20 protein-coding genes are annotated in these 23,738 nt (G+C 69.1%); 15 read left to right on the forward strand and 5 right to left on the reverse strand.

Annotation, left to right across the window (positions count from 1 at the left end):
* Positions 1–132: 132 nt before the first annotated feature.
* The 12 genes from clpX (at position 133) to ACVTJA_RS13150 (ending at position 14,362) form a co-directional block, all read left to right on the forward strand.
* A complete protein-coding gene (gene clpX / locus ACVTJA_RS13095) occupies positions 133–1,413 on the forward strand; it encodes an ATP-dependent Clp protease ATP-binding subunit ClpX (RefSeq protein ID WP_465836689.1) in 1,281 nt (426 codons plus the stop codon).
* A gap of 341 nt (positions 1,414–1,754) precedes the next feature.
* The gene (locus tag ACVTJA_RS13100; RefSeq protein WP_465836690.1) at positions 1,755–3,824 is read left to right on the forward strand and encodes a prolyl oligopeptidase family serine peptidase; all 2,070 of its coding nucleotides are present in this window, start codon (positions 1,755–1,757) and stop codon (positions 3,822–3,824) included.
* A gap of 198 nt (positions 3,825–4,022) precedes the next feature.
* Positions 4,023–6,482, forward strand: a complete 2,460-nt coding sequence (gene lon, locus ACVTJA_RS13105) for an endopeptidase La (protein ID WP_465836691.1) — start codon at positions 4,023–4,025, stop codon at positions 6,480–6,482.
* Between the two features lie 276 nt (positions 6,483–6,758).
* Positions 6,759–7,292 (forward strand): RCC1 domain-containing protein, encoded by a 534-nt coding sequence (locus ACVTJA_RS13110; RefSeq protein WP_465836692.1) that lies wholly within the window; start codon positions 6,759–6,761, stop codon positions 7,290–7,292.
* Between the two features lie 451 nt (positions 7,293–7,743).
* Complete coding sequence (locus ACVTJA_RS13115; RefSeq protein ID WP_465840379.1) at positions 7,744–9,330, forward strand: peptide ABC transporter substrate-binding protein; 1,587 nt, start codon at positions 7,744–7,746, stop codon at positions 9,328–9,330.
* The gene (locus tag ACVTJA_RS13120) at positions 9,327–10,211 is read left to right on the forward strand and encodes an ABC transporter permease subunit (RefSeq protein WP_465836693.1); all 885 of its coding nucleotides are present in this window, start codon (positions 9,327–9,329) and stop codon (positions 10,209–10,211) included. Before ACVTJA_RS13115 ends, ACVTJA_RS13120 begins: the two co-directional genes overlap by 4 nt.
* Positions 10,208–11,020, forward strand: a complete 813-nt coding sequence (locus ACVTJA_RS13125; protein WP_465836694.1) for an ABC transporter permease subunit — start codon at positions 10,208–10,210, stop codon at positions 11,018–11,020. The genes ACVTJA_RS13120 and ACVTJA_RS13125 overlap by 4 nt, the downstream gene beginning before the upstream one ends.
* A gap of 102 nt (positions 11,021–11,122) precedes the next feature.
* Entirely contained in the window at positions 11,123–11,584 is a 462-nt protein-coding gene (locus tag ACVTJA_RS13130) for a response regulator (protein ID WP_465836695.1), read from the forward strand.
* A 91-nt stretch (positions 11,585–11,675) separates the two neighbouring features.
* Complete coding sequence (locus tag ACVTJA_RS13135) at positions 11,676–12,221, forward strand: YqgE/AlgH family protein (protein WP_465836696.1); 546 nt, start codon at positions 11,676–11,678, stop codon at positions 12,219–12,221.
* The gene (locus ACVTJA_RS13140) at positions 12,221–12,478 is read left to right on the forward strand and encodes a BolA family protein (protein WP_206720857.1); all 258 of its coding nucleotides are present in this window, start codon (positions 12,221–12,223) and stop codon (positions 12,476–12,478) included. The genes ACVTJA_RS13135 and ACVTJA_RS13140 overlap by 1 nt, the downstream gene beginning before the upstream one ends.
* 15 nt (positions 12,479–12,493) lie before the next feature.
* Positions 12,494–12,814: a Grx4 family monothiol glutaredoxin gene (gene grxD, locus ACVTJA_RS13145; RefSeq protein WP_465836697.1), complete on the forward strand. Its 321-nt coding sequence runs from the start codon at positions 12,494–12,496 to the stop codon at positions 12,812–12,814.
* Between the two features lie 87 nt (positions 12,815–12,901).
* Positions 12,902–14,362 (forward strand): DUF2914 domain-containing protein, encoded by a 1,461-nt coding sequence (locus ACVTJA_RS13150; RefSeq protein ID WP_465836698.1) that lies wholly within the window; start codon positions 12,902–12,904, stop codon positions 14,360–14,362.
* A gap of 66 nt (positions 14,363–14,428) precedes the next feature.
* Here ACVTJA_RS13150 and ACVTJA_RS13155 read toward each other — a convergent pair whose 3' ends face one another.
* Positions 14,429–15,973: an aminopeptidase P family protein gene (locus ACVTJA_RS13155; RefSeq protein ID WP_465836699.1), complete on the reverse strand. Its 1,545-nt coding sequence runs from the start codon at positions 15,971–15,973 to the stop codon at positions 14,429–14,431.
* Between the two features lie 34 nt (positions 15,974–16,007).
* Complete coding sequence (locus ACVTJA_RS13160) at positions 16,008–16,772, reverse strand: 16S rRNA (uracil(1498)-N(3))-methyltransferase (RefSeq protein WP_465836700.1); 765 nt, start codon at positions 16,770–16,772, stop codon at positions 16,008–16,010.
* 131 nt (positions 16,773–16,903) lie between these two features.
* Here ACVTJA_RS13160 and ACVTJA_RS13165 point away from each other — a divergent pair, with 131 nt between their 5' ends.
* Positions 16,904–18,091 carry a tRNA-uridine aminocarboxypropyltransferase gene (locus ACVTJA_RS13165; protein ID WP_465840381.1) on the forward strand — a complete coding sequence of 396 codons (1,188 nt, stop codon included), beginning with the start codon at positions 16,904–16,906 and terminating at the stop codon, positions 18,089–18,091.
* A 10-nt stretch (positions 18,092–18,101) separates the two neighbouring features.
* On the opposite strand, the gene ACVTJA_RS13170 is transcribed toward ACVTJA_RS13165, so the two are convergent.
* Together ACVTJA_RS13170 and ACVTJA_RS13175 are read right to left on the reverse strand one after the other, a co-directional pair.
* Positions 18,102–19,865: a FecR domain-containing protein gene (locus ACVTJA_RS13170; protein ID WP_465836701.1), complete on the reverse strand. Its 1,764-nt coding sequence runs from the start codon at positions 19,863–19,865 to the stop codon at positions 18,102–18,104.
* Positions 19,852–20,517, reverse strand: a complete 666-nt coding sequence (locus ACVTJA_RS13175; RefSeq protein WP_465836702.1) for an RNA polymerase sigma factor — start codon at positions 20,515–20,517, stop codon at positions 19,852–19,854. The genes ACVTJA_RS13170 and ACVTJA_RS13175 overlap by 14 nt, the downstream gene beginning before the upstream one ends.
* A gap of 240 nt (positions 20,518–20,757) precedes the next feature.
* On the opposite strand from ACVTJA_RS13175, the gene ACVTJA_RS13180 reads away from it, so the two are divergent.
* A complete protein-coding gene (locus ACVTJA_RS13180; protein WP_465836703.1) occupies positions 20,758–21,942 on the forward strand; it encodes an EB domain-containing protein in 1,185 nt (394 codons plus the stop codon).
* Positions 21,943–21,978: 36 nt separating this feature from the next.
* Here the strand turns inward: ACVTJA_RS13180 and ACVTJA_RS13185 are convergent, their stop codons facing one another.
* A complete protein-coding gene (locus ACVTJA_RS13185; RefSeq protein WP_465836704.1) occupies positions 21,979–22,965 on the reverse strand; it encodes a class I SAM-dependent methyltransferase in 987 nt (328 codons plus the stop codon).
* Here ACVTJA_RS13185 and ACVTJA_RS13190 point away from each other — a divergent pair.
* Positions 22,964–23,653: a UdgX family uracil-DNA binding protein gene (locus tag ACVTJA_RS13190; RefSeq protein WP_465836705.1), complete on the forward strand. Its 690-nt coding sequence runs from the start codon at positions 22,964–22,966 to the stop codon at positions 23,651–23,653. The genes ACVTJA_RS13185 and ACVTJA_RS13190 overlap by 2 nt on opposite strands.
* Positions 23,654–23,738 lie beyond the last annotated feature (85 nt).

Genomic DNA, 23,738 nt, shown 5'->3' on the forward strand with positions numbered 1-23,738 from the left:
TCGGTGGCAACGCCCTGTTAAGTACCTGGAAGGCGCGTGGACGTTCCGGACAGGGGCTGACTAGATTGGGCTGGAGGCAGGGGTAGGGGCGGTCTTCAGGAGTGGGGCCTTACAGGCGCAGCGAGGGATGACATGGCGGGCAAGAACGTGGAGAAGCGAGACAACCAGACCCTCTGCTGCTCCTTCTGCGGCAAGTCCCAGAAGGAAGTGAAGAAGCTCATCGCGGGGCCGACGGTCTACATCTGCGACGAGTGCATCGGGCTGTGCAACGACATCATCGCGGAGGAAATCGACCGCGAGGAGACCAAGGACACCAAGCTGCGCATTCCGCGGCCCTCCGAAATCAAGGCCGTGCTGGACGAGTACGTCATCGGCCAGGAGCGCGCGAAGAAGACGCTGTCGGTGGCGGTGCACAACCACTACAAGCGCATCGAGTCCAAGGTCGCCATGGAGGACGTGGAGCTCCAGAAGAGCAACATCCTCCTCCTGGGCCCCACCGGTAGCGGCAAGACGCTGCTGGCGCAGACGCTGGCGCGCATCCTCAACGTCCCCTTCACCATCGCCGACGCCACGTGTCTCACCGAGGCCGGCTACGTGGGCGAGGACGTGGAGAACATCATCGTCAACCTGCTCCAGGCGGCCGACCACGACATCGAGCGGGCGCAGCGCGGCATCGTCTACATCGACGAAATCGACAAGATTGCGCGCAAGTCGGAGAACCCCTCCATCACCCGCGACGTCAGCGGCGAGGGCGTTCAGCAGGCCCTGCTGAAAATCATCGAAGGTACGGTGGCCAACGTCCCGCCCAAGGGCGGCCGCAAGCACCCGCAGCAGGAGTTCCTGCAGGTGGACACCACCAACATCCTCTTCATCTGCGGCGGCGCGTTTGGTGGACTGGAGCAGGTCATCGAGCGGCGGCTCGGCGGGCGCAGCCTCGGCTTCGGCGCGGACATCCAGTCCAAGAAGCAGCGCAACCTCACGGAGCTGCTCAAGCACGTGGAGCCGGAGGACCTGCTGAAGTTCGGCATGATTCCGGAGTTCATCGGCCGCCTGCCCATCATCACCGCGCTGGAAGAGCTGGACGAGCCCGCGCTCATCAACATCCTCAACCAGCCGAAGAATGCGCTCACCAAGCAGTACCGCAAGCTCTTCGAGCTGGACGGCGTGGCGCTCAAGTTCACCGACGGCGCGCTGAAGGCCATCGCCCAGGAGGCCATCCGCCGCAAGGCCGGCGCGCGTGGCCTGCGCTCCATCCTCGAGTCGGCCATGCTGGACGTGATGTACGAAATCCCGTCCCGCAAGACGGCCCGCGAGGTGCTCATCTCCGAGGAGGTCATCCTCAAGAAGAGCGAGCCCGTCGTCCTGCACTCGCAGGACAAGGAGGCCCCGGAGCCCAAGAAGGAATCCGCCTAGCGCGCGGACCTCACGGGCCCCTCCTTTCGGGGCTCTTGATTGAATGAAACATGACGGGGCGCGTCAGGGAGGCCTTCCGGGCCCCTCCGGCGCGCCCCGCGTGTCTGGAGAGGGGCCGTGCTCGTACGTCCCCACCACACTTTTTGTGGGACGGCCGGGGGCCTTTCTGTATGTGCTGGGACCCCATGAGAAAGCTGCTCGTCCCTGCGTTGCTGTCCCTCGCCGCATGTGCCAGCCAGAAGGAGGCGGCGCGGGAGGAGCTTCCGGCGTCCGCGTCCGCGGCGCCCGGGGGAATGACAAGGCCGGCCACCCCCGCGTCGGCCCAGGAGGAGTCCTCGCGAATGAGTTACCCCGCGTCCCGGGCGGAAGCCCTGGTGGACACGCTGCATGGCGTGCAGGTGGCGGACCCGTACCGGTGGCTGGAGGACGAGAAGGCCCCCGAGGTGCAGGCCTGGATGAAGGCGCAGGACGCGCTGGCGCGCGCGGAGCTCGCGAAGATGCCGGGCCGCGACGCGCTCGCCCGCCGCTTCAAGGAGCTGTTCTACACGGACTCCATCTCCCCGCCGTCGCGCCGCAACGGCCGCTACTTCTACGTCCGCACCCACAAGGACAAGGAGAAGTCCATCGTCTACTGGCGGGACGGTGAGCACGGCCAGGAGAAGGTGCTCCTGGACCCGAACACGTGGAGCAAGGACGGCACCCTCTCCATGGGCATGTGGGCGCCCTCGTGGGACGGCAAGAAGGTCGTCTTCTCCCAGAAGCCCAACGCCGCGGACGAGGCCGTGCTGCACGTCATGGACGTGGACACCGGCGAGTGGTCCCAGGTCGACGTGATTGAGGGCGGCAAGTACGCCTCGCCCAAGTGGACGCCGGACAACAAGGGCTTCTACTACGAGTGGCTGCCCACGGACCCGAGCATCCCCGTGGACGCGCGGCCCGGCTACACCACCATCCGCTACCACAAGCTCGGCGCGGACCCGAAGACGGACGCGCAGGTGCACCCGCGCACGGGGGACCCGACCACGTTCCTCCAGAGCGACTTGAGCCGGGACGGCAAGTACCTCTTCGTCTACGTCATCCGCGGCTGGAGCGAGAACGACATCTACTGGAAGCGGCCGGGCGAGAAGGACTTCCGCCTGCTCGTGAAGGGCAACGGCGCGAAGTACGAGCTGCACGCGTGGAAGGACCGCTTCTACGTCACCACGGACGAGGGCGCCTCGCGCCAGCGCGTCTTCGTGGTGGACCCGGCGAAGCCCGAGCGGGCGAGCTGGAAGGAAATCATCCCCGAGGACCCGGTGGCCTCGCTGCAGAGCGCCAAGGTCATCGGCGGGCACCTCGCGCTGGAGTACCTCAAGGACGCCACCACCGAGGTGCGCGTGACGACGCTGGACGGCAAGCCGGTGCGCACCGTGCAGCTGCCGGGTGTGGGCGCCGCGTCCAACCTGGTGGGTCTGGAGGACCTGGACGAGGCCTATTACGTCTTCACGTCCTTCACGACGCCGCGGCTCGTCTACAAGACGTCCGTCAGCACCGGGAAGTCCGAGGAGTGGGCCCGCGTGGAGCTGCCCATGGACCCGGACGCGTACACGGTGGAGCAGGTGTTCTACCCGTCCAAGGACGGCACCCGCGTGCCCATGTTCCTGGTGTCGCGCAAGGGCCTGAAGAAGGACGGTACCGCGCCCACGCTGCTCTACGGGTACGGCGGCTTCAACGTGAACATGGAGCCCGTCTTCCGGGCGAGCATCCTGCCCTGGCTGGACGCGGGCGGCATCTACGCGGTGGCCAACCTGCGCGGCGGCGGCGAGTACGGCAAGTCCTGGCACGACGCGGGCCGCCTGGCGAACAAGCAGAACGTTTTCGATGATTTCCACGCGGCCGCCGAGTACCTCACCCGTGAGAAGTACACGCAGCCCCGCAGGCTGGCCATCCACGGTGGCAGCAACGGCGGCCTGCTGGTGGGCGCGGCCATGACGCAACGCCCGGAGCTCTACGGCGCGGTGGTATGCGCCGTGCCCCTCCTGGACATGGTCCGCTACCACCTCTTCGGCAGCGGCAGGACGTGGATTCCGGAGTACGGAACGCCGGAGAAGGCGGAGGAGTTCAAGACGCTGAACGCCTATTCGCCGTACCACCACGTGCGGCAGGACGTGCGCTACCCGGCGCTGCTGATGATGTCGTCGGACCACGACGACCGGGTGGACCCCATGCACGCCCGCAAGTTCGTGGCGGCCGTGCAGAACGCGGCCGGCAGCCGCTCGGCTGCCCTGCTGCGAATCGAGGCCAACGCGGGCCACGGTGGCGCGGACCAGGTGGCCAAGCAGATTGAATCCAGCGCGGACCTCTACGCGTTCCTCTTCCACGCCCTGGAGGTGGAGATGCGCCAGGGTGGGGTGGCGGCGCAGGGCCGCTGACATACCGGGCGGACGCCCAAGAAGGCTCGGGGTGTTCCCTTGATGGCAGGACACCGTTCCCCAATCTTGAGGCGGGGAACGGCGCCCGAAATCGCCGTGTTATAGACGTGCTTCACCCCGTGTGTGCGCTCCCCAGGCGGACAGGCGGGCAACTCTTCAATGGCCCGCCTTCCCGGCGGGCCAGCAGGTGGCGGATACATGTTCTTCGGACGTGACGACAAGAAGGAAGCCCAGAAGCGGGGACTCACCGTCCCGCTCTTGCCCCTTCGGGACATCATCGTGTTCCCGCACATGGTGGTGCCGTTGTTCGTCGGCCGGGAGAAGTCCATCGCGGCGTTGAAGGACGCGATGGCGCACAAGGGGCCGGACGACAAGGCCGTCATCCTGCTGGCCGCGCAGAAGAAGGCCAAGACCAACGACCCCACCCCGGACGACATCTTTCACTTCGGTACGCTGGGCCACGTCATCCAGCTCCTCCCGCTGCCGGACGGCACGGTGAAGGTGCTGGTGGAAGGTGTGCGCCGCGCCCGGGTGAAGAAGTTCCACCCCAACGACGCCTTCTTCATGGTCGAGGTGGAGGAGGTCGAGGAGCAGACGGAGAAGAGCGTGGAGCTCGAGGCGCTCGTGCGCAGCGTGCACTCCGTGTTCGAGGCCTTCGTCAAGCTCAACAAGCGGATTCCGCCTGAGATGCTCATGCAGGTGGCGAGCATCGACGACCCGGCGCGCCTGGCGGACACCATCGTCGCGCACCTCTCCCTGAAGCTGAATGACAAGCAGGCCCTGCTCGAGACGGAGTCCCCGGCCAAGCGCCTGGAGAAGCTCTACGAGCTGATGCAGGGTGAGATCGAGATTCTCCAGGTGGAGAAGAAGATCCGCACGCGCGTCAAGAAGCAGATGGAGAAGACCCAGAAGGAGTACTACCTGAATGAGCAGATGCAGGCCATTCAGAAGGAGCTGGGCGAGCGCGACGAGTTCAAGAACGAAATCCAGGAGATTGAAGAGAAGCTGAAGAACAAGCGGATGAGCAAGGAGGCCACGCTCAAGGTCAAGAAGGAGCTGAAGAAGCTCCGGATGATGAGCCCGATGAGCGCCGAGGCCACCGTCGTCCGCAACTACATCGACTGGATCATCAGCCTGCCCTGGTACGACGAGACCCAGGACCGCCTGGACGTCACCGAGGCGGAGCGGGTGCTCAACGAGGACCACTACGGCCTGAAGAAGCCGAAGGAGCGCATCCTCGAGTACCTGGCGGTGCAGCAGCTGGTGAAGAAGCTCAAGGGCCCCGTGCTGTGCTTCGTCGGTCCTCCGGGCGTGGGCAAGACGTCGCTGGCGCGCTCGATTGCTCGGGCCACCGGCCGCAAGTTCGTGCGCCTGTCGCTGGGCGGCGTGCGTGACGAGGCGGAGATTCGCGGCCACCGGCGCACGTACATCGGTGCGATGCCGGGCAAGCTCATCCAGTCGCTGAAGAAGGCGGGCAGCAACAACCCCGTCTTCCTGCTCGACGAAATCGACAAGATGTCCACCGACTTCCGCGGCGACCCGAGCGCGGCGCTGCTGGAGGTGCTGGACCCCGAGCAGAACCACAACTTCAACGACCACTACCTGGACCTCGACTACGACTTGTCCAAGGTGATGTTCATCTGCACCGCGAACACGATGCACAACATCCCCGGTCCGCTGCAGGACCGCATGGAAGTGATTCGCATCGCGGGCTACACCGAGCCGGAGAAGCTCTCGATTGCTCGCCGGTACCTCATCCCGAAGGAGCAGGAGGCCAACGGGCTGACGGACGTGAAGGTGGACATCAGCGACCCGGCGCTGCGGACCATCATCCACCGGTACACGCGTGAGTCCGGCGTGCGCTCGCTCGAGCGTGAGATTGGCGGCGTGTTCCGGAAGATTGCGCGCGACGTGCTGAAGAACGGCAAGCGCGACGTGGCGGTGGACCGGAAGATGGCGATGAAGTTCCTGGGCACCCCGCGCTACCGCTACGGCATGGCGGAGGCCGAGGACCAGGTGGGCATCGTCACGGGCCTGGCGTGGACGGAGCTGGGCGGTGAAATCCTCACCACCGAGGCCACCATCATGCCGGGCAAGGGCAAGCTCATCATCACCGGCAAGCTGGGCGAGGTGATGCAGGAGTCCGCGCAGGCGGCCATGTCGTACGTGCGCAGCCGCGCAGACAGGTTCGGCATCGACCGGAAGGCGTTCGAGAACTACGACATCCACGTCCACCTGCCGGAGGGCGCGATTCCGAAGGACGGCCCCTCCGCGGGCGTCACCATCTGCACGGCGCTGGTGAGCGCGCTCACCCGCACGCTGATTCGGCGTGACGTGGCGATGACGGGCGAAATCACGCTGCGCGGACGCGTGCTGCCCATTGGCGGCCTGAAGGAGAAGACGCTGGCCGCGCACCGGGCGGGCATCAAGACGGTCCTGATTCCGAAGGCGAACAAGAAGGACCTGAAGGACATCCCGCTGAAGATTCGCAAGCAGCTGCGCATCGTCCCGGTGGAGTTCGTGGACGAGGTGCTCCGCGAGGCGCTGGTGCTGGAGAAGCCGGAGGAGTTCGGCCGCAAGCCGCTCAGCACCGACGGCCAGAAGCAGGTGCCTGCCGCCGAGATGCCGGCCTCCGCGCCGGCCGGGGCTCCGGCCTAGTTGCGGTGAATCGAGGGCTTCCTCTGACTGAGGGAGCACCGGGTTGAAGAGAAGCCAGGATGCCGGACGACTTGGGTCGCCGGGGTCCTGGCTTCTCTGTTTTCTGGGTGTCTGTCTTTGAATTCCGTGTTGATGCCCGTGGGGTGGCGCGTACCCATTTGCAATATTTCTGGAATCTTATAGTCCTCCCGAAGCTCTCTCCCGGAATCGCTGGCTGCCTTTGCCGCCCGGGCCGGGACGGCGGCGCTCGCGCGGCGCGAGGGCAAGAGGGGATTGATGAGACAGGAAGGACGGAAGTGGTTGGCGTGGGTGGCCCTGGCCCTCTGCGCCACGGTGGCGGGCTGCGGTCCGCAGGATGCTCCGGGCGCGGAGCAGGGCATGCAGGAGACGACCACCCGCGAAGCGGCGATGGGCGAAGGCGTCTCGACGGCGCCTGCGAGTCTGGGCTCGTTCAAAAGCACTGCGTTGGGCTTGCAGGGTGCCCAGGCCTCCGCGACTTCCGTGGGGCCCCTGCTTGCCGCGGGCAATGGCAACCACACGGTGGCCGTGAAGCCGGATGGCACCGCCTGGGCCTGGGGCAACAACTTCTACGGCCAGCTGGGGGATGGGACGACCACTCGCCGCTTCTCGCCGGTGCAGGTGCTGACGGGAGCCACCGCCATCGCTGCGGGTAACTTCCATACGGTGGCTGCGAGGCAGGACGGCACCGTCTGGGCCTGGGGGCGCAACAACCTCGGCCAATTGGGGGACGGGACGACCGCTGACCGCCTCATACCGGTATCCGTGACGATTCAGGGAGGAGGGACCTGAACCGGCCCTCAGGTAGCGGCTTGCTCCGCCGGATGCGCCTCGTTCAGCGGCAGCACGTGGTCCAGCTCGCCGCTGAGTGAGGAGCAGCCCTCTCGATGCCTCCGGGGCAATGTGCATCGGATTGAGGCGGGTCCCACGGCCTGGCTCCGTCCCTGCTCCGGCTCCGTGGATGTGGCACGCCCAGCCGGCCAGGGCGCACCCGGGCGAAGGCTCCCTCCCTGAGCGGGGAGGGACGCTGAGATGAAGTGAAGCCAGGATGCCGGACGACCGAGGTCGCCGGGGTCCTGGCTTCTCTCTTTCCGGGGTGCGCGGGCTTCGGGGTACAACGTGGCCCCAAGTGGCCTCCCGCGCTCGACTCCGGTGGACGTTCCTCGTGCTGGCCCTGGCGGCCACGGCCTGCGGGCCGTGTGGCTTCCAGCCGGACCCGGGTGTGAAGGTGGTGGTGGCGGCCATGCCCACCACGCTCGACTGGAGCCACTCGGACCCGGAGAGCTGGGCGAACTACCCGGTGATGATGGCCACCCAGCGCGGGCTCACCATGCTGGGGCCGGACCACTCCGTGCAGCCCGGCCTCGCCGAGCGGTGGGAGCGGGCAGGCGACGCGCAGGGCCGCGAGGTCTACACCTTCCACCTGCGGAAGGACGTGCGCTGGTCCGACGGCTCGCCGCTCACCGCGCGCGACTTCGTCGTCGGCTGGCGGCGCGCACTGCGTGGACGTGAGCGCGGCGAGATGGCGGACCTGGATGGCGCGGCGGAGGCGCTCGCGCTGCAGGAGCGTGGTGCCCCCGAGGCCGAGGTGCGCGCGGCGCTGGAACGCGTGGGCGTGGAGGCCGTGGACGCGCACACGCTTCGGGTGATGCTGGCGCGGCCGCGCAGCTATTTCCTCGCTCGCATCGCCAATGTGTACATCTTCTATCCCGCGCCCTCGGCGGACCTGGAGGGGAAGTCGGACGAGGAGGTCCGCGACTACTTCGACCGGCCTCGCGACGGACGGCCGCTCGCGCTGGGGCCGTACCGTGTCGAGCGGTGGGACCGCGCGGGTGAGCGCGTGCGGCTCGTCTACAACCCGGCTACGGCGTTTCCTCCGCCGCTCGGGCCCGGGGAGGCGCCTGCTCCGGTGATTACGCTGATGAAGTCAGAAATCGGCCCCGCGCTATACGAGCGTGGCCGGGTGGACTTCGTCTTCGTGGACAGCGCCGCGGCGCTGCGCGTGCGGCGGCCGGAGGACCTGCAACGCGAGCCGCTGCTATCCACGTACTTCCTCGCGTTCAACACGGAGCGGCCTCCGTTGAACCGGCCCGAGGTGCGGCGCGCGCTGTCGATGGCACTGGACCGCGAGGCGCTGGTGGCGGGGCTGCTGCCCGCGTCGCGACCGTCCAACACGTTGCTGCCGCCGGAGCTGCCCGGTGCCGCGACTCCCGAGGAGGCCGCGCGCCTGCCGCACTATGCGCCCGAGGCCGCGCGTGCGGCGCTCGCGGGAGTGCCGGGGTTGGACCGGCCGCTGCGGCTCATCTACCGGCAGGGCGATGGCTTCGTGCCGGAGGTGGCGATTGCCGAACGCGTGGCTGCCCAACTGGCGCGCGTGGGCGTGCAGGTGGTGGTGGAGCCACGCTCGGACTTGTCGGCGGAGGTGGCTCGCCGCTCCGCGCAGGGGCCGCGCGTGTATGACCTGTACATGCGGCGGCTCGGCGCGGACTACGCGCACCCCAATACGTTCTTCACGCTGTTCGAGCGCGAGGGCAATCACCAGACGGGCTGGGAGACGCAGGCGGGTGGTGAGCCCATGGCGCGCTTCGAGCGACTGCTGGAGGCGGGAGACGGAGAGCCGGACGAGGCAAAGGCGCGCGCGCTGTATGCGCAGGCCCAGGAGGTGCTCGTCGGCGAGCAGGCGGTGATTGCGCCCATCTACCATCCGGACCGCTACTACCGCGCTCGGGCCCGGCTGCACGGGATGGATGTGGATCCGTTCAACTTCCTCGCGCTGCGTGCGCTGCGGCTGGCGCCTGCGACGGAAGCACGGGCAGGGGCGACACCATGATGCTCGTGGCGCAGAAGCTCACGAGGCAGTTGGTGTTGGTGCCATTGGTGGCGTTGGCCTCGTACTTCCTCATGACGGCGTTGCCGCTCACCACGGAGACGGAGGCCAAGCGGCAGGTGTCGAAGGAACTCGCCGCTTCGTATCGGCGCGACCTCGGCGTCGGTGAGCCGCTGGGCTTCTTGCGTCCCTGGGAGAAGCTGTTTCGCGGCGAGCGGCTGGGCACCAGCGCACAGGGCATCACCGGTGATGAGCTGCTGCTGAAGCTCTCCGGCAGCGTGGGCGTGGGGTTGATGGCGCTGCCGCTCGCGCTGACGTGGGCGCTGGGCTTCGCGTTGCTGCGCACGCGCTGGCGCCGGGGGAAGTGGGCGGCGCTGGGAGATGTGGTGCCAGCGGTGGCCTTCGGCACGCCTGTCTTCATCCCCGCGCTGCTGCTGGCCCCCGGCGTGGTGGAGCGTGGGCACATGCTGCCGGAGCTCTGCGCGGCGCTCGTCACCTCGGTGTGGCCCGGCATCTTCCTGGGCACTCTTGTCGGTGACTCGCTGGAGACGGAGTTGTCTCGTGACTACGTACGCACCGCGCTGGGCAAGGGCCTGGCGCGGAGCACCGTGCTGCGTCGTCATGTGCTGCCCAACGTGTGGCCCGCGCTGCTCGACGCGGTGGGGCCGGTGGCGACTTCGCTGCTGGCCGGTTCGTTCGCCGCGGAGCGCGTCTTCGGCCTGCCCTACTTCGGCCAGCTCTACGTGCTCGCGGTGCTCAACAAGCAGGTGGCCGTCGTCGTCGTCGCCACCACCACCTTCGCATCGCTGCTCGTGCTCGTGAGCCTCGCGGTGGAGGTGGTGCGCTACGCGGTGGACCCTCGCTCGCGGGAGGCCACGACATGAGCCGCGTTCCCACGCGAGCCCGCTTCGGGCTGACGCTGTTGATTGGCCTCGGTGTCCTCAGCCTCATCGCGGGCCGCCTCTTTCCCGAGGCGCTCGCGAGCACCTGTCCGCTCGGCATGGACCCGACGCGTCCGGACCGCACGGTGTGCGAGCTGGCCTTCGGCGGACTCTGGGTCTCCCTCGCCGTGGGCCTCGCGGCGGGCGGGCTGTCCACGCTCATCGGCCTCACTGTCGCGGCGGTGGCGCGTCTCACCGGCGGCACCGTGGAACAGGCAATCCTGCGCACGGTGGACGCCGTCTTCGCGCTGCCCGACGTCCTCGTCGTCATGGTCCTCCAGCTCGCGGGCCAGTCCCTCTCCGACGCGGGCGTGGGCGGAGGGCTCGGCCCCTTCGGCCTCATGGTGGCGTCTCTCGCCCTCGTGGGCTGGGCGGGCCCGGCGCGCATGTTCCGCAACCGGCTCGCCACGCTGGAGTCGCAGGAATACGTCGCGGCCGCCCGAGCGCTCGGCGGGGGAGGAGTCCACCTCCTGCGCGTCCACCTGTGGCCCGCCCTGCGCCCCTTCGCGCTCGCCGTGTTCCTCAGTCGCCTCCCCGCCGCCATCCTCACCGAGTCCACCGTGAGCTTCTTCGGCATCGCCCGCATGGAGCCCATGTCCCTGGGCCGCTATCTCGGCACCAGCTACGCGGCCCTCATCTACGAGGGCGGCGGCCGCGTCGTCCTGCCCGCGTGGGCCCTGCTGGTATTGCTGGTGCTCGGCGCCTCGCTCGCTTCCCAGGCGCTCTCGGCGGCCCCTCGTCGCGCCGCCTGAGCAGGCGCGCAGGGGTGGGAGAAGCACCTCCTCCCATGGAATTCCCAACGTCGGGGGGTGGGTTTCCATCACACGGAAACCTTTTGCCCAACCGGTGCACTCATGTCCCTGCCCACCGTCGAAGAGCTGCCCATCTCCACTGGCCACGATTCGAGCGAGCGCACCACGCGCAATGACGACCTGAAGCTCGAACCCGCGCGCGGCGCGGTGCTCGTCGTCGAGGACGACCCCACGCATCGCGAAATCCTCGTGGAGCTCCTGGCGGGCTGGGGCTACGAGCCACTGCCGGTGGGCAGCGCCGAGGAGGCGGAGTTCGCCGTGCGCAACAAGCGCATGGACGCCGCCATCGTCGACGTCTTCCTGCCCGGCCGCAGCGGCGCCACGCTGATGTCGAAGCTGCGCGAGCGCTTCCCGCAGTCCGTCCTCATCGGCGTGAGCGCCATGAGCGACTCGGCCATGGCGCGCAAGTGCAAGGGCCTGGGCGCGGACCTCTTCATCGGCAAGCCCCTCAACCCCGAGAAGCTCGCCGAGGCGCTCCAGTCCAAGCACACGAGCTGGCACTGACGCAGCCCGCATGTCGCGCGGGTGGACGGACCGGAGCCTCGTGGGACGGGTTCCGGTTGCGCCGCCTTCGCGAACGGTCGATGCTCTTCATGTGAAGAACCTCGCTCCCGGACTCCTGCTGGCGATGCCCCAGCTCGGGGACCCGAACTTCTACCGCTCGGTCATCTTGATGATTGAGCACGGGGAGACGGGCTCCATGGGGCTCGTCATCAACCGGGGGGCCCCCCTCACGCTCGGTGAGCTGGCGCGCGGGCAGAACATGGGCATCGCCTCGGAGCGCACCGCGCAGCCCGTCTACGTGGGCGGCCCGGTGGAGCCGCAGCGCGGTTTCGTCCTCCACGACGACACGGAGCTGCTGGAGAAGCACCCGGTGCTGCCCGGCCTGTTCCTGAGCGTGACGCTGGACGCGCTGGGGCCACTGTTGGAGAACCCCTCGCCGCGCCTGCGCTTCTGCCTGGGCTACGCGGGCTGGGGCCCCAAGCAGCTCGAGAACGAGATTGCCGCCGGCTCCTGGCTCTTCGCCGAGGCGACGGCCGAGGCGGTGCTGGGCCAGGAGCCCGCGAAGCTGTGGGAGACCACGTTGCGTGGCATGGGTGTGGACCCGGCCATGCTGGTGATGGGAAGAGGGATGAATTGATGCTCGACGCAGACTTCGTCCGTGCCCGAATCCTCGAGGCCCTGCCGGGCTCCGAGGTCGAGGTTAGAGATACCACCGGGACGGGAGACCACTTCGAGGCGCGGGTGGTGAGCCCGGCCTTCGCTGGCAAGCCCATGGTGCAGCAGCACCAGCTCGTGTACGCGCCCCTGCAGCAGTGGCTGAAGACGGGCGAGCTGCACGCCCTCGCGCTGAAGACCTATTCGCCCGAGCAGTGGCAGAAGCTCGGGCCACGCTAGAAGGAGACGCTTTCCATGAATCCCGAGCTCAAGGCCCGTCTGGAGCAGGAGACGAAGTCGCACAAAATCGTCCTCTTCATGAAGGGCAATGCCCTCTTCCCGCAGTGCGGGTTCTCCGCGCGCGCGCTGCAGCTCTTGCAGCCCTACGGCCAGGTCCACACGGTGGACGTGCTGGCGGACCCCGAGATTCGCCAGGGCATCAAGGACTTCACCAACTGGCCCACCATTCCGCAGATCTTCATCAACGGGCAGTTCATCGGCGGCTCCGACATCCTCATGGAGCTGGCCGAGCGCGGCGAGCTGGCGGACCTCGTCGCCGGCAAGTCCCAGGCCTGAGGCCGCGCGGACCTTGGGGCGGGGGGAGGGGAGATTTGTCTCCCCCGAAGCGGCTAGAATCACCAGCCGCTTCCCCGAGGAACCGCCGTGGTCACCGCAACACAGCCCAACAGTCCCGAGAAGAAGGACGACACCGTCGAAGCGCCGGGCACTCCGGCCGCCTCCGGGAATGTCGTCATCCCCGACACGAATGCCGCCGTCGCGCTCGCGGCGGACGCGCCCGCCGCGGCGGTGGACCCGGATGACCTGGTCGCCACGCAGAAGACTCCCACCTTCATGGACAAGGTGCAGGAGTTCCGCGCCCGCCACGAGATGTGGGAGATGGCGCTCTTCTTCTTCGGCGGCTTCATCTACGACGTCGTCTCGCTCAGCCGCATCGACGACACGCTGACGCTGGTGCAGAGCTTCGCGTACCTGCTCGTCCTCACCGGGCTGCTGCTCTTGGAGCAGCGCTTCCCGGAGGGGACGGAGCCGCCGAAGCTGCTCTCCAAGGTGTGGCGCTGGCGCGAGGACGCGGTGCACTTCCTCTTCGGAAGCCTGCTCAGCGTCTTCATGCTGCTGCTCTTCAAGGCCACGTCGGGCTTCACGCCCTACCTGTTCGTGGTGGGCCTGTTCGCGCTGCTGGTGGCCAACGAGCTGCCGCGCTTCCGGGAGGTGGGCCCCGTCATCCGCGTGGTGCTGCTCAGCCTGTGCGTGACGCTCTACTTCGCGTGCCTCCTGCCCGTGGTGATTGGCCGCATGGGCTTCTGGGTATTCCTCCTGGCGGTGGCCCTGGGCAGCGCGAACGTCTTCGGGCTGATGCGGCTGATTGAGCGCTGGCGTCCGGACGTGGAGTTCCTCATCCGCAACGTGGCCATCCCCGGCTTCGGCGTGCAGGCGGCGCTGCTGGCGCTCTACCTCGTGGGCGTGATTCCGCCGCTGCCGGTGGCCGTGCAGTTCGCGGACGTCTTCCACAAGGTGGAGCGGGTGAGCCCCGGCGTGTACCAGCTGTCCTCGGTGGATGACTCCGTCTGGTACAAGCCGTGGACGTGGTTCGGCCCGGACTTCGTCATGCAGCCGGGCGACAAGCCGTACTACTTCTTCCGCATCTTCGCGCCCAAGGGCTTCGCGCCCTACAAGGTCCGCGTGCGCTGGTACTTCGACCACCCCGACAAGGGCTGGACGACGTACGGCAACGGCTTCATGGCCAACGTGAGCAGCAACGGGACGGACGGCGGCTACCGCTACTACGCGACGACGTCCAACCTGAAGCCCGGTGACTGGCGCGTGGTGCTGGAGACGGAGGACGGGCACGAAATCCACCGCATCAACTTCTCCGTCGGCCCGGACGCGCGCACCGAGCCGCGCCAGTACAAGCTGGAGTACTCCACCCTCAAGGAGCTGAAGCCGCTGTCCCAGGAGGAGTACGAGAAGACGCGGAAGTCGGCCGCGGTGAAGCCCGGCGAGCCGTCGAAAGCTGCGGCCGGCACCGTGCCCACGCCGGCGGCCGCGCCCGTGGGTACGGAGCCCGGTGAGACGGCACCGCCCGCGGAAGGGACGGCGCAGTAGCCCGGGCATATCGCCGGTGACGGACGGTGCGCCCGCACCGTCCTCCCGCGACGTGGAACGGGCCGCCTACTTCTTGGCGGCCTTCCACACGGACTTCATCCACGCCTCCACGTCCTTCACCGTGCGGGGAATCTTCCCGGACAGCACCTTGCAGCCGCGCGCGGTGACGACGACGTCGTCTTCGATGCGCACGCCGATGCCGCGGTAGCGCCGCGGCACGGTGAGGTCGTCCGTCTGGAAGTACAGGCCGGGCTCCACCGTCAGCACCATGCCCGGCTGGAGCTTGCCGTACTTGTACGCCTCCTGCCGCGCCTGCGCGCAGTCGTGCACGTCCAGGCCCAGCATGTGGCTGACGTTGTGCAGCGAGTAGCGCTTGTAGAACTGGTGCTCGTCCTTCAGCGCCACCTCGGCGTCCTCGAGGATGCCGAGCGTCTCCAGGCCCTTGGCCAGCACGCGCATGGCCACGCGGTTGGGCTCCATGAAGTCGTTGCCCGGCTTCACCGCCGCAATCGCCTGCTCCTGCGCCTCCAGCACCAGCTCGTAGATTTCGCGCTGCTCCTTGGAGAACTTCCCGGACAGCGGCAGGGTGCGGGTGATGTCGGCGGTGTAGAGCGTGTGGCCCTCCACGCCCGCGTCGAGGAGGAGCAGGTCTCCAGGCACGAGCGGGCCGTCATTGCGCGTCCAGTGCAGCACGCATGCGTGCGAGCCGCTGGCGGCGATGGTGCCGTAGCCCACGTCGTTGCCCTCCACACGGGCGCGGAGGTTGAAGATACCCTCCACGTAGCGCTCCGTCTTCGCCGTCTTCAGGCCGCGGATGACGTCCTCGAAGCCGCGCTGCGTGGAGTCGATGGAGGCCTGGAGCTCGCGCAGCTCCTGCGCGTCCTTGAGGAGCCGCATCTCGGAGAGCGCCTGGGCCAACTGCTTGTCGCGGTCTCCGCCCTCGGGCACCTGCGTGTCCACCTTCGGCGAGTAGCCGCGCAGCACGCGCGTGGGATTCGTGGCGGCGCCGCTCAGGCTGGCAACGTAGTCCTTCAGCCCGTCGAGCCCGCGCGCCTCGTCCACGGCGAAGCGGGCCTGGCTCTCCTTCACACCCAGGCGCGGGCCCACCCACAGCTCGCCCTTGTTGCGGTCCGTGAAGAAGGTGGAGTCGCTGCGGCCGGGGTTGGGCTCCACGAAGAGGATGTCGGTGTGGCCGCCGCCCTCCTTCGGCTGGAGGACGAGGACGCAGTCCGGCTCGGTGTTGCCGGTGAGGTAGTAGAAGTCGCTGCCCGGCCGGAAGCGGTAGTACGTGTCGTTGGCGCGCACCTTCTCGTGGCCGGTGGGGATGACGAGCGTCTCGCCGGGGAACAGCTTGGAGAGGGCGCGGCGGCGGGCACGGAAGGCGTCGGCGTGCTTCAGCTTCGGCGGCAGCTTCTTCGCGCCCGGCTTCCACCGCTTCATCATGAAGTCGAGCAGGGCCGGGGGCGGCACCGTGTCGTGGGTGGCGGGCTTCGCGGGCGCGGCCTGTGGAGCTTGCGGCTCCGAGGTGACGAGGGGCTGCTGCTCACCCACGGCGGGTTGCGTGGTGCCGTCGGTGGCGGAGGACGTGGCGGAAGGGGAGGACGTGGCCATGGCGTGTGACTCTTCAACAGCGCCCGGCGGCCCTTCAAGCCCGAGTTGGCTCGTGCCGCGGGGCAATGTCCTCTCGCAGAAGGGCCACCTGTCCGAGGAGGACGGGTACGGCCGTCTCCACCCGGAGGATGCGGGGGCCCAGTGAGAAGGGACGGAAGCCGTGGGCTTCGAGGAGGTCGGCCTCGAAGGGGACCCAGCCGCCGTCGGGGCCGATGGCGAGCACGACGCGCTCGGCCGTATCCGCGCCCACCGCGCGCAGGGGCTGCTTCGCGGGCGGGTGGGGGAGCAGCCGGACGGCGCTCGGCCCGAAGAGGGAGTCGAGCTCGTCCTCGACGAAGGGGCGGAAGCGCTCGCGGATGAGGACCTCGGGCAGGTGCGTGTCGCGGGCCTGCTCCAGTCCCTGGAGGAGGAGCTCGCGCTCGAAGGTGGTGTCGAGCACCTTGGAGTCGAAGTAGCTCTTCTCCACGCGGGCCGCGTTGACGAGCACCACGCGGTCCACGCCGAGCGAGGCCACCGCGGGGAGCACCTTCTTGAGGGCCTTGGGACGGGGGATGGCGAGGAGCAGGTCCACGCCCGCGCGCGGGGGCGGCGGCTCGGTGAGGGAGACGCGCAGGTGGAGGACGCCGGCGCTGTTCTCCAGCACCTCGCCGGTTCCGGTGAGGCCCCCGAGGCGGCCCACGCGCAGGGACTCGCCGGGCTCGGCGCGCAGTACCTCACGGGCGTGCTGCGCGCGGCGTCCCGTGAGGCGGGCGGTGCCGTCCGGGAGGAAGTCCTCGTCGAAGAGCAGGAGCAGGTTCACGAGGGCTTCTGTACTCCGTCAGGAGGGTGCGTGGGAGTCCATCCTGGGAGCAGGGTGGGGGTTGGCTCGCCGTCCGGTCTCCTCGCGGCCTGTCGGCAGTGCTTGCCCCGCCCCGGGGCGTACCGTAAAGGCTGGCTGTGCGTAACCTGTGCCTTCGCTGCCGCCGTCCCGAGAGTGCGTGCTACTGCGCGCAACTGCCGCCCCCGCTGGAGACGCGGACCCACGTCGTCTTCCTCCAGCATCCGCGTGAGCGGCGTGTGGCCATCGGCACGGCGCGCATGGCGCGGCTGGCGCTGAAGAACGCCGAGCTGCACGAGGGCGTGGACTTCGCCGGCCACGCGCGAATCGAGCAGCTCGCGGCCAGGCCGGAGAAGGTGGCCGTGCTCTTCCCCGGGGAGAACGCCATCTCCGTGGAGGAGGCTCGCGAGAATCCCCCGGAGACCATCATCGTCGTGGACGGCACGTGGCCCCAGGCGAAGAAGGTCGTCTCGCGCAACCCGCTGCTCGCCAGCCTGCCGCGCATCAGCTTCGTGCCCCGCCGGCCGAGCAACTACCGCATCCGCTCCGAGCCCGCGGACCACTGCGTGTCCACCATCGAGGCCGTGGTGGAGATGCTGGGCATCCTGGAGGGAGACCCGGCGCGCTTCGACACCATGCTCAAGGCGTTCGAGTACATGGTGGACACGCAATTGGAGCGGCAGTCGCAGCGGACGACGCCGAACCGGCGCCGCATCTACTTCGGCCCGTGGCGTCCGCCCCTGGAGCTGCGCACGCTGGCCGAGCGCTTCGAGAAGCTCGTCGTCTTCTACGGCGAGGCCAACGCGCACCCGTCGGGGGCGGACATTCCTTCCGAGCTGGTGCATGCGGTGGCGTGCCGCCCCGCCACGGGCGAGCGCTTCGAGGCTGTCATTGCCCCCGAGCTTCCGCTGGCGCGCAGCACGCCGCTGCACGTGGAGTTGTCGGAGGAGGTGCTGCTCGCGGGTGAGCCCCGTGCGCAAGCGCTGGCGCGATTCGAGGCGTTCCTCCGCCCTGATGACGAGCTGGCGGTGTGGACGACGTTCGCCCTGGACTTGCTGTGGGACGGAGGCGTCACGCGGCGGCCCGCGCGCAACGTGCGGCTGGCCACGGCGCGCGCGCTGAAGGGCAAGGCGGGCGGGGTGGAGCAAGCGATGGAGCTGCTGCGCGGACCGGACGTGCCCCTGTGGGCCCCGGGCCGCGCGGGTCGCCGCATCCGCGCGCTGGAGTCCGTGGTGCGAGAGTTGGTGGCGCGCGGCAACGCGACGGAGCCGCCGCAGAAGCTGCCGCTCACGGGCACTTGATGCACCCTCCTCAGGGCAGCAGCGCGGTCTTCGCCTCGCGGACGTAGCGGCCGCGCGGGAACTCATTGAGGTACTGGCGGTACTCGCTCTGGGCGGCCTTGGGCTGGAGCTTCTCCTCGAAGCACCGGGCGCGAAGGTAGCGTGCCTGCTCGCGGTGGGCCTTGTGGGGGCTCCGCTGCGCAATCTCCTCCAGCCCGACGAGGTAGCTCTCACAGGTGCGCCGGTTCATCTGGAGGCGCGCGTAGCCGAGGAATCGCTCATCCGCGTCGTTCGACAGAAGCGCCATCGGAACCATGGGCCCCTTCTTGTCCTTGTCCTTTCGCGTGGGCGCCTCCGCCACGGCCGTGGGAGGCGCGGGGGCCTCGGCGGTCTTCGGCGGCAGCAACTCCGTCACGGACTGCGCGGGGTAGGGTGCGAACTCCTGGTCCGGCTCCGCGCCCGGAGGCACCAGGGGCACGGGGGCCGGCGCCGCTTCAGCGACAGCCTGCGTGCTCGCGGGTTCCTCTTTCCGTGGTGCGGTCTGCTCCTTCTGCGCAGCGGCCTTGCCTCCCGTGCGCGGTGTTGCGGAGACCGCCTGCTGCCGCGCCTCCTTCGTGGCGACCGCTGGCTTCTCTGGAGCCGGAGCCTGCGTCGACTGCGCTACCGCCTCGGTCGCAACGGTGTTGCCCTGCGCCGGAGCATTCAGCGCCTCGAAGGCGCGGCGGTCGGGCTCCGATACCGGTGCCTGCTTCAGCGTCTTCTGCTCGGTGTCCAGCTCCACGCGCTCACCCGCGCTCACCAATCGCGCGGGCTGACCTTCCGCCTCCACGCGCACGCGGCCTTCCGCCACGGCCACCGCCGCGCCGTGCTCCGTGCGCTCCACCGTGAAGACGGTGCCCACCACGGACACGCGCAGGCCCGCGGCCTCCACCAGGAACTTCTCCCGCTGCACATGCGAGGCGTGCACCGACAGCCGGCCCTGCTTCACCGTGAGGTGGACGTCACGCGCCTCCGCTCGCGACAGCTCCACCTCTGACCCCGATGACACATGCACCCGGCTCGCATCCGGGAGCCGCAGCAGGGCCGTGGACCGCGTGGGCGTCCGGACCGCAACGCCCGAGCCCAGCTTCGTGCCTGCCTGGAGCGCTCGCTCCGAACCACCCGCGTCGCGCATCACCGCGCCCGTGGTGTTCTCCGCCAACGCCATGTCGAGACGCTCATTGTCTGACCGCGCGGTGGCCGAGGCACCACCCCTCGCTGTCCCCGAGGGAGGTGTCGCCTGCGCACCGTCACCCCGCAGTCCCCCGGTCTGCGCCGTGGCCTGGAGGGCGCCGTCATCATGCACCGCCGAGCCCGAGGCACCGTCGCCTTCGCGCACCACCGCCGGGCCTGACACCACCTCCGGCACGCGCAACATCCAGAAGCCCAGCATCGCCGCGCAGGCCCCCGCGAGCACCAAGGCCCACGGGAGCCGGGACCGGGGCACGGCGGAAGTCGTGGCGGGAGGCTTCACCCACGGGAGCCGCAACACAGATGAAATCGCCGCCCAGGAACGCGGCGGCTCCTGCAATGTCCGCCGCGCCGCCGCGAGCACCTGCGCGTCCACCGCGTCCCACCGCACCTCCGTCGCCACCTCGCGCGCCTCATGCAGCACCGCGCGGGACTGCTTCACCCGCTCCAGTTCGCGCGCGCACTCCTCGCACCCGGCCACGTGCGCTTCCACACGAGCCCGCTCCGCCTCATCCAACTCTCTCGCCGCGAGGGCCCACAGCGCCTGGACCTCAGGGTGTGTCATGGAGACCCCCAGGTCGACGGGTAACGAGCAGTCGTTGCATGGCCTCGTTGAACTCCAATCTCGCGTGATGCAACCGGCTGCGGACGGTGTTGGCCGAGCTTCCCACGGCCTCCGCAATCTCATCCGGGCTCATCCCGCACAGCTCGTAGTAGACGAAGACGATGCGCTTCTTCGGCTTCAGCCGCTCCAGCGCCAGCTCCACCAGCCGCGCCGCCTGACGGCGCTGCGCCGCATGCTCCGGGTCCTCTCCCTGCGCCACCGTCTCCGGCGGCTCCGCGAACGAGTCCTCCGGCCGCCGCCGCTTCCAGCGCAGGTGCGACAGCGCCACGTTGGAGCACACCCGGTAGAAGAATGTCCGGAAGCGGGACTCGCCCCGGTAGCCCTTCACCGCCGTCAGCAGTCGCAGGTACGTCTCCTGCAACAGGTCTTCTACTTCCACGCGATTGCCCACCAGGTGACTCAGCGTCCTCGCCGCGTCCATTCGCGTGAGCTGATAGAGCTGCTCGAATGCCGAGAGGTCACCCTCCTGGACCCGGCGCACCAGATGTTGGAGCCGCGTCTCGTCCGCGCTCTCCGGCACGGGCACGGCACTTCCGAGGCGCTCGGCCGGCGCGCTGACTTCCGCCAGTGAACGAGTTCCTCTGAAGAACACCGCGGGCGCTCCCTCGGGGGCATGCAACGGTTTCGCGCCGTTCAGCAGCGCTCCGCCGCCGATGTGAAAGGTCCAGGCCAGCACAGACTACCTCCGTACTCCCTGGGTCGCCGCTCCCAATGCGGGCGATCAAAATTATTGTTTGATCAGCCGTACCGCCTCCGGCGTCAAACGCACCTGAACCCGGACAACCCACCCGGTGGCCGGACCGGTCCCCCAACTTTCTCGGAGCACCCACTCATGAGGAATACCCCCGCGCGCAGCGTGCTGCTGCCGCTTTGGCTGCTGCTGCTTGGATCGGCCCTTCCGGGCTGCATCATCCACGAGAACGACGACTGGTTCGACGACGAGGACTCCTGCTACAGCGACCTCGACTGTGGCAGTGGGGAGACCTGCCGCGACAATTGCTGTTACGAGGTGCCGGACGGCTCGAAGAGCTGCCGCGCCTCGCACGACTGCGACCGGGGCGAGGTGTGCGTCAACAATGTCTGCTACACGCCATGCTCGCGTGATTCCGAGTGTGGCTACGGCAACAAGTGCGCCGACCACTTCTGTGTCCCCAACAGCTCGCGCCCGGACAGCGGAACGGACGGCGGCACGACGCGCCCGGACAGCGGAACGGATGGGGGCACGCGCACGGACGGTGGGACGGACGGCGGCACGCGCGCGGATGGTGGGACGGACGGCGGCAGCAGCGCGACGTGCCGGCTGAACGCGGACTGCGGTGCGGGGAACTACTGCATCAACAACACCTGCTACCACGGCTGCTCGACGGACGCGCAGTGCCCCTCCACGGATGCGTGCGTCGCCGGCGTGTGCCGCGCGCGCCCGCCGGACCCGACGGCGTGCACGACCGGCTACCAGTGCGAGAGCGGCAAGGACTGCGTGGACGGCCACTGCCGCGCGTCCTGTGACTCCACCACCGAGTGCCCGCCCGAGTACACCTGCCAGATTGGCTACTGCATACCCATCCCCAGCGGGGGCGAGTGCCGCGCCAACTGCGAGTGCCCCTCCGGCAACGTCTGCGTGAATGGTCAGTGCAAGTCGACGCAGCCGGACCCGGGCCAGGCCTGCGTGGCCAACTGTGACTGCCCCTCCGGCCAGGTGTGCACCAACGGCTATTGCAAGTCGCCCACGCCGCCGCCTCCGCCGCCGGACGCGGGCTCGGGCACCGCGTGCGCGGCCAACTGCGACTGCCCCTCCGGTCAGGTGTGCACCAGCGGCTACTGCAAGACGCCCACCCCGCCGCCTCCGGCGGACGCGGGCACCTCGCCGGTGTGCCGCGCCAACTGCGAGTGCCCCGCGGGCAACGTGTGCACGGCGGGGGTGTGCAAGCCGGTGAACCAGGGCAGCGGCAAGGCGTGCGTCGCCAACTGCGAGTGCCCCGCCGGCGAGCACTGCATCGACAACGTCTGCTGGCTGTAGGACGGCACCGGAGCGAAGCGGGTGGCCCCCGGTGACTCAGGGGGCCACCATCCGCCAGCACCGGTGGATTTCCTTCCGCTGGAAGTCCTCGGGGATGGAGCCGGGGGTGATTTCCTCCACGCCCATTCCCCGCACGGCCGAGTCGTTGAGCTCGAAGCCGAGGAAGTTGGTGGAGAAGTAGAGGATGCCGCCGGGCGCGAGCAGCGCTCGGATGGCGGACAGCAGGCGCGAGTGGTCGCGCTGCACGTTGAAGCTGCCGGTCATCTTCTTCGACGTGGAGAAGGACGGCGGGTCGCACACCACGAGGTCGTAGCGCTCCGGCCCGTCCGCCTGTGCCTCCACCCACGCCTTCGCGTCCGCGCGGATGAGCGTGTGCCGCGCGTCCGCCAGTCCATTCAGGTCCAGGTTGTCCTCGGCCCAGTCGAGGTACGTGTTGGACAGGTCCACCGTGGTGGTGCTCGCGGCGCCTCCGGCGGCGGCATACACGGTGAAGGCGCCGGTGTACGCGAAGAGGTTGAGGAAGCGCTTGCCCTTCGCCTCCGTGCGCACGCGCGCGCGGGTGTTGCGGTGGTCCATGAAGAGGCCGGTGTCGAGGTAGTCGCCGAGGTTGACCCAGAACTTCAGGCCCTGCTCCTCCACCACGATTCGCCCGCTGCCCTCGCCCACCCGGCCGTACTGCGAGCGGCCCCACGGCTGGGGCGTGTGCGTCTTCACGAAGATGCGCTCGGGCGCGACGCCCAGCACCTCCGTCACCGCGGCCAGCACCTCCTCGCGCTGGGCCTCGGCGGCGCCGGACTTGAGGGCGCGGCGGCGCGGGTACTCCACCACGTGCGCGCAGTCGCCGTAGAGGTCCACCGCGTAGGGGTACTCGGGAACGTCCCTGTCGTAGACGCGGAAGGCCGTCAGCCCCTGGGAGCGGGCCCACTTGCGGAAGCGCTTCGCGTCCTTGCGCAGCCGGTTGGCGAACATACCCACCGGGTCGGCTGCCCCTTGCGCGTCGTGGTTACCTTCTGAATCAGCCATGCCCAAGCGTCCTCCCGTCCAGACCGCGGCCCCTCTCATCCCCGAGTCCCCGACGTACGACAAGCTCCGAAAAGCGGCCTCGCACTGTCAGGCGTGTCCCCTGTGGAAGACGGGGACCCAGACGGTCTTCGGCGAGCCCGCCGGCAGGCCCCGCCCCGGCCCCCGCGTCATGCTGGTGGGGGAGCAGCCGGGGGACCAGGAGGACCGCGCCGGAAGGCCCTTCGTGGGGCCGTCCGGCCGGCTGCTGGACGAGGCGCTGGAGGCGGCCGGCATCGACCGCTCGCAGGTGTACGTCACCAATACGGTGAAGCACTTCAAGTGGACCGGCCAGGGCAAGCGCCGCATCCACGCGAAGCCGAACACGGCGGAGATTCGCGCTTGCCTGCCGTGGCTGGAGGCGGAGATTCGCGTGTTCCGGCCGGACGTCATCGTCTGCCTCGGCGCCACGGCCGCACAGGCGCTGCTGGGCAAGGACTTCCGCGTCACCCAGTCGCGGGGGCGGCCCATGCCTTCGGATTGGGCGCGCGTGGTGGTGGCCACGGTGCACCCGTCGTCGATTCTCCGGGCCCCGGACCCGGAGGCGCGCGAGGCGCAGCTCGAGGCCTTCATCGACGACCTGCGCACGGTGGCGCGGCTCATCCACGGCCGTGGCGCGGAAGCCGGGGAAGGCGCGCACGCGCCGATGTGAGCGGGAGCGCGCCGTTCGCCATCCGGACCTCGCGGCGCGAGGGGACACGGCATTTCCGCGCAGCGGAATCCGCCTCGGCCCGCGC

Source organism: Pyxidicoccus sp. M6, assembly GCF_055568925.1.

What these genes read in the sequence shown, in the direction of transcription:
- ACVTJA_RS13185 (WP_465836704.1), bottom strand. Translation starts at nt 22,965, where the DNA reads ATGGCTGATTCAGAAGGTAACCACGACGCGCAAGGGGCAGCCGACCCG.
- ACVTJA_RS13155 (WP_465836699.1), bottom strand. Translation starts at nt 15,973, where the DNA reads ATGGCCACGTCCTCCCCTTCCGCCACGTCCTCCGCCACCGACGGCACC.
- ACVTJA_RS13110 (WP_465836692.1), top strand. Translation starts at nt 6,759, where the DNA reads ATGAGACAGGAAGGACGGAAGTGGTTGGCGTGGGTGGCCCTGGCCCTC.
- clpX (WP_465836689.1), top strand. Translation starts at nt 133, where the DNA reads ATGGCGGGCAAGAACGTGGAGAAGCGAGACAACCAGACCCTCTGCTGC.
- ACVTJA_RS13170 (WP_465836701.1), bottom strand. Translation starts at nt 19,865, where the DNA reads ATGACACACCCTGAGGTCCAGGCGCTGTGGGCCCTCGCGGCGAGAGAG.
- ACVTJA_RS13130 (WP_465836695.1), top strand. Translation starts at nt 11,123, where the DNA reads ATGTCCCTGCCCACCGTCGAAGAGCTGCCCATCTCCACTGGCCACGAT.
- ACVTJA_RS13115 (WP_465840379.1), top strand. Translation starts at nt 7,744, where the DNA reads ATGCCCACCACGCTCGACTGGAGCCACTCGGACCCGGAGAGCTGGGCG.
- ACVTJA_RS13125 (WP_465836694.1), top strand. Translation starts at nt 10,208, where the DNA reads ATGAGCCGCGTTCCCACGCGAGCCCGCTTCGGGCTGACGCTGTTGATT.
- ACVTJA_RS13190 (WP_465836705.1), top strand. Translation starts at nt 22,964, where the DNA reads ATGCCCAAGCGTCCTCCCGTCCAGACCGCGGCCCCTCTCATCCCCGAG.
- ACVTJA_RS13180 (WP_465836703.1), top strand. Translation starts at nt 20,758, where the DNA reads ATGAGGAATACCCCCGCGCGCAGCGTGCTGCTGCCGCTTTGGCTGCTG.
- ACVTJA_RS13140 (WP_206720857.1), top strand. Translation starts at nt 12,221, where the DNA reads ATGCTCGACGCAGACTTCGTCCGTGCCCGAATCCTCGAGGCCCTGCCG.
- grxD (WP_465836697.1), top strand. Translation starts at nt 12,494, where the DNA reads ATGAATCCCGAGCTCAAGGCCCGTCTGGAGCAGGAGACGAAGTCGCAC.
- ACVTJA_RS13100 (WP_465836690.1), top strand. Translation starts at nt 1,755, where the DNA reads ATGAGTTACCCCGCGTCCCGGGCGGAAGCCCTGGTGGACACGCTGCAT.
- lon (WP_465836691.1), top strand. Translation starts at nt 4,023, where the DNA reads ATGTTCTTCGGACGTGACGACAAGAAGGAAGCCCAGAAGCGGGGACTC.
- ACVTJA_RS13120 (WP_465836693.1), top strand. Translation starts at nt 9,327, where the DNA reads ATGATGCTCGTGGCGCAGAAGCTCACGAGGCAGTTGGTGTTGGTGCCA.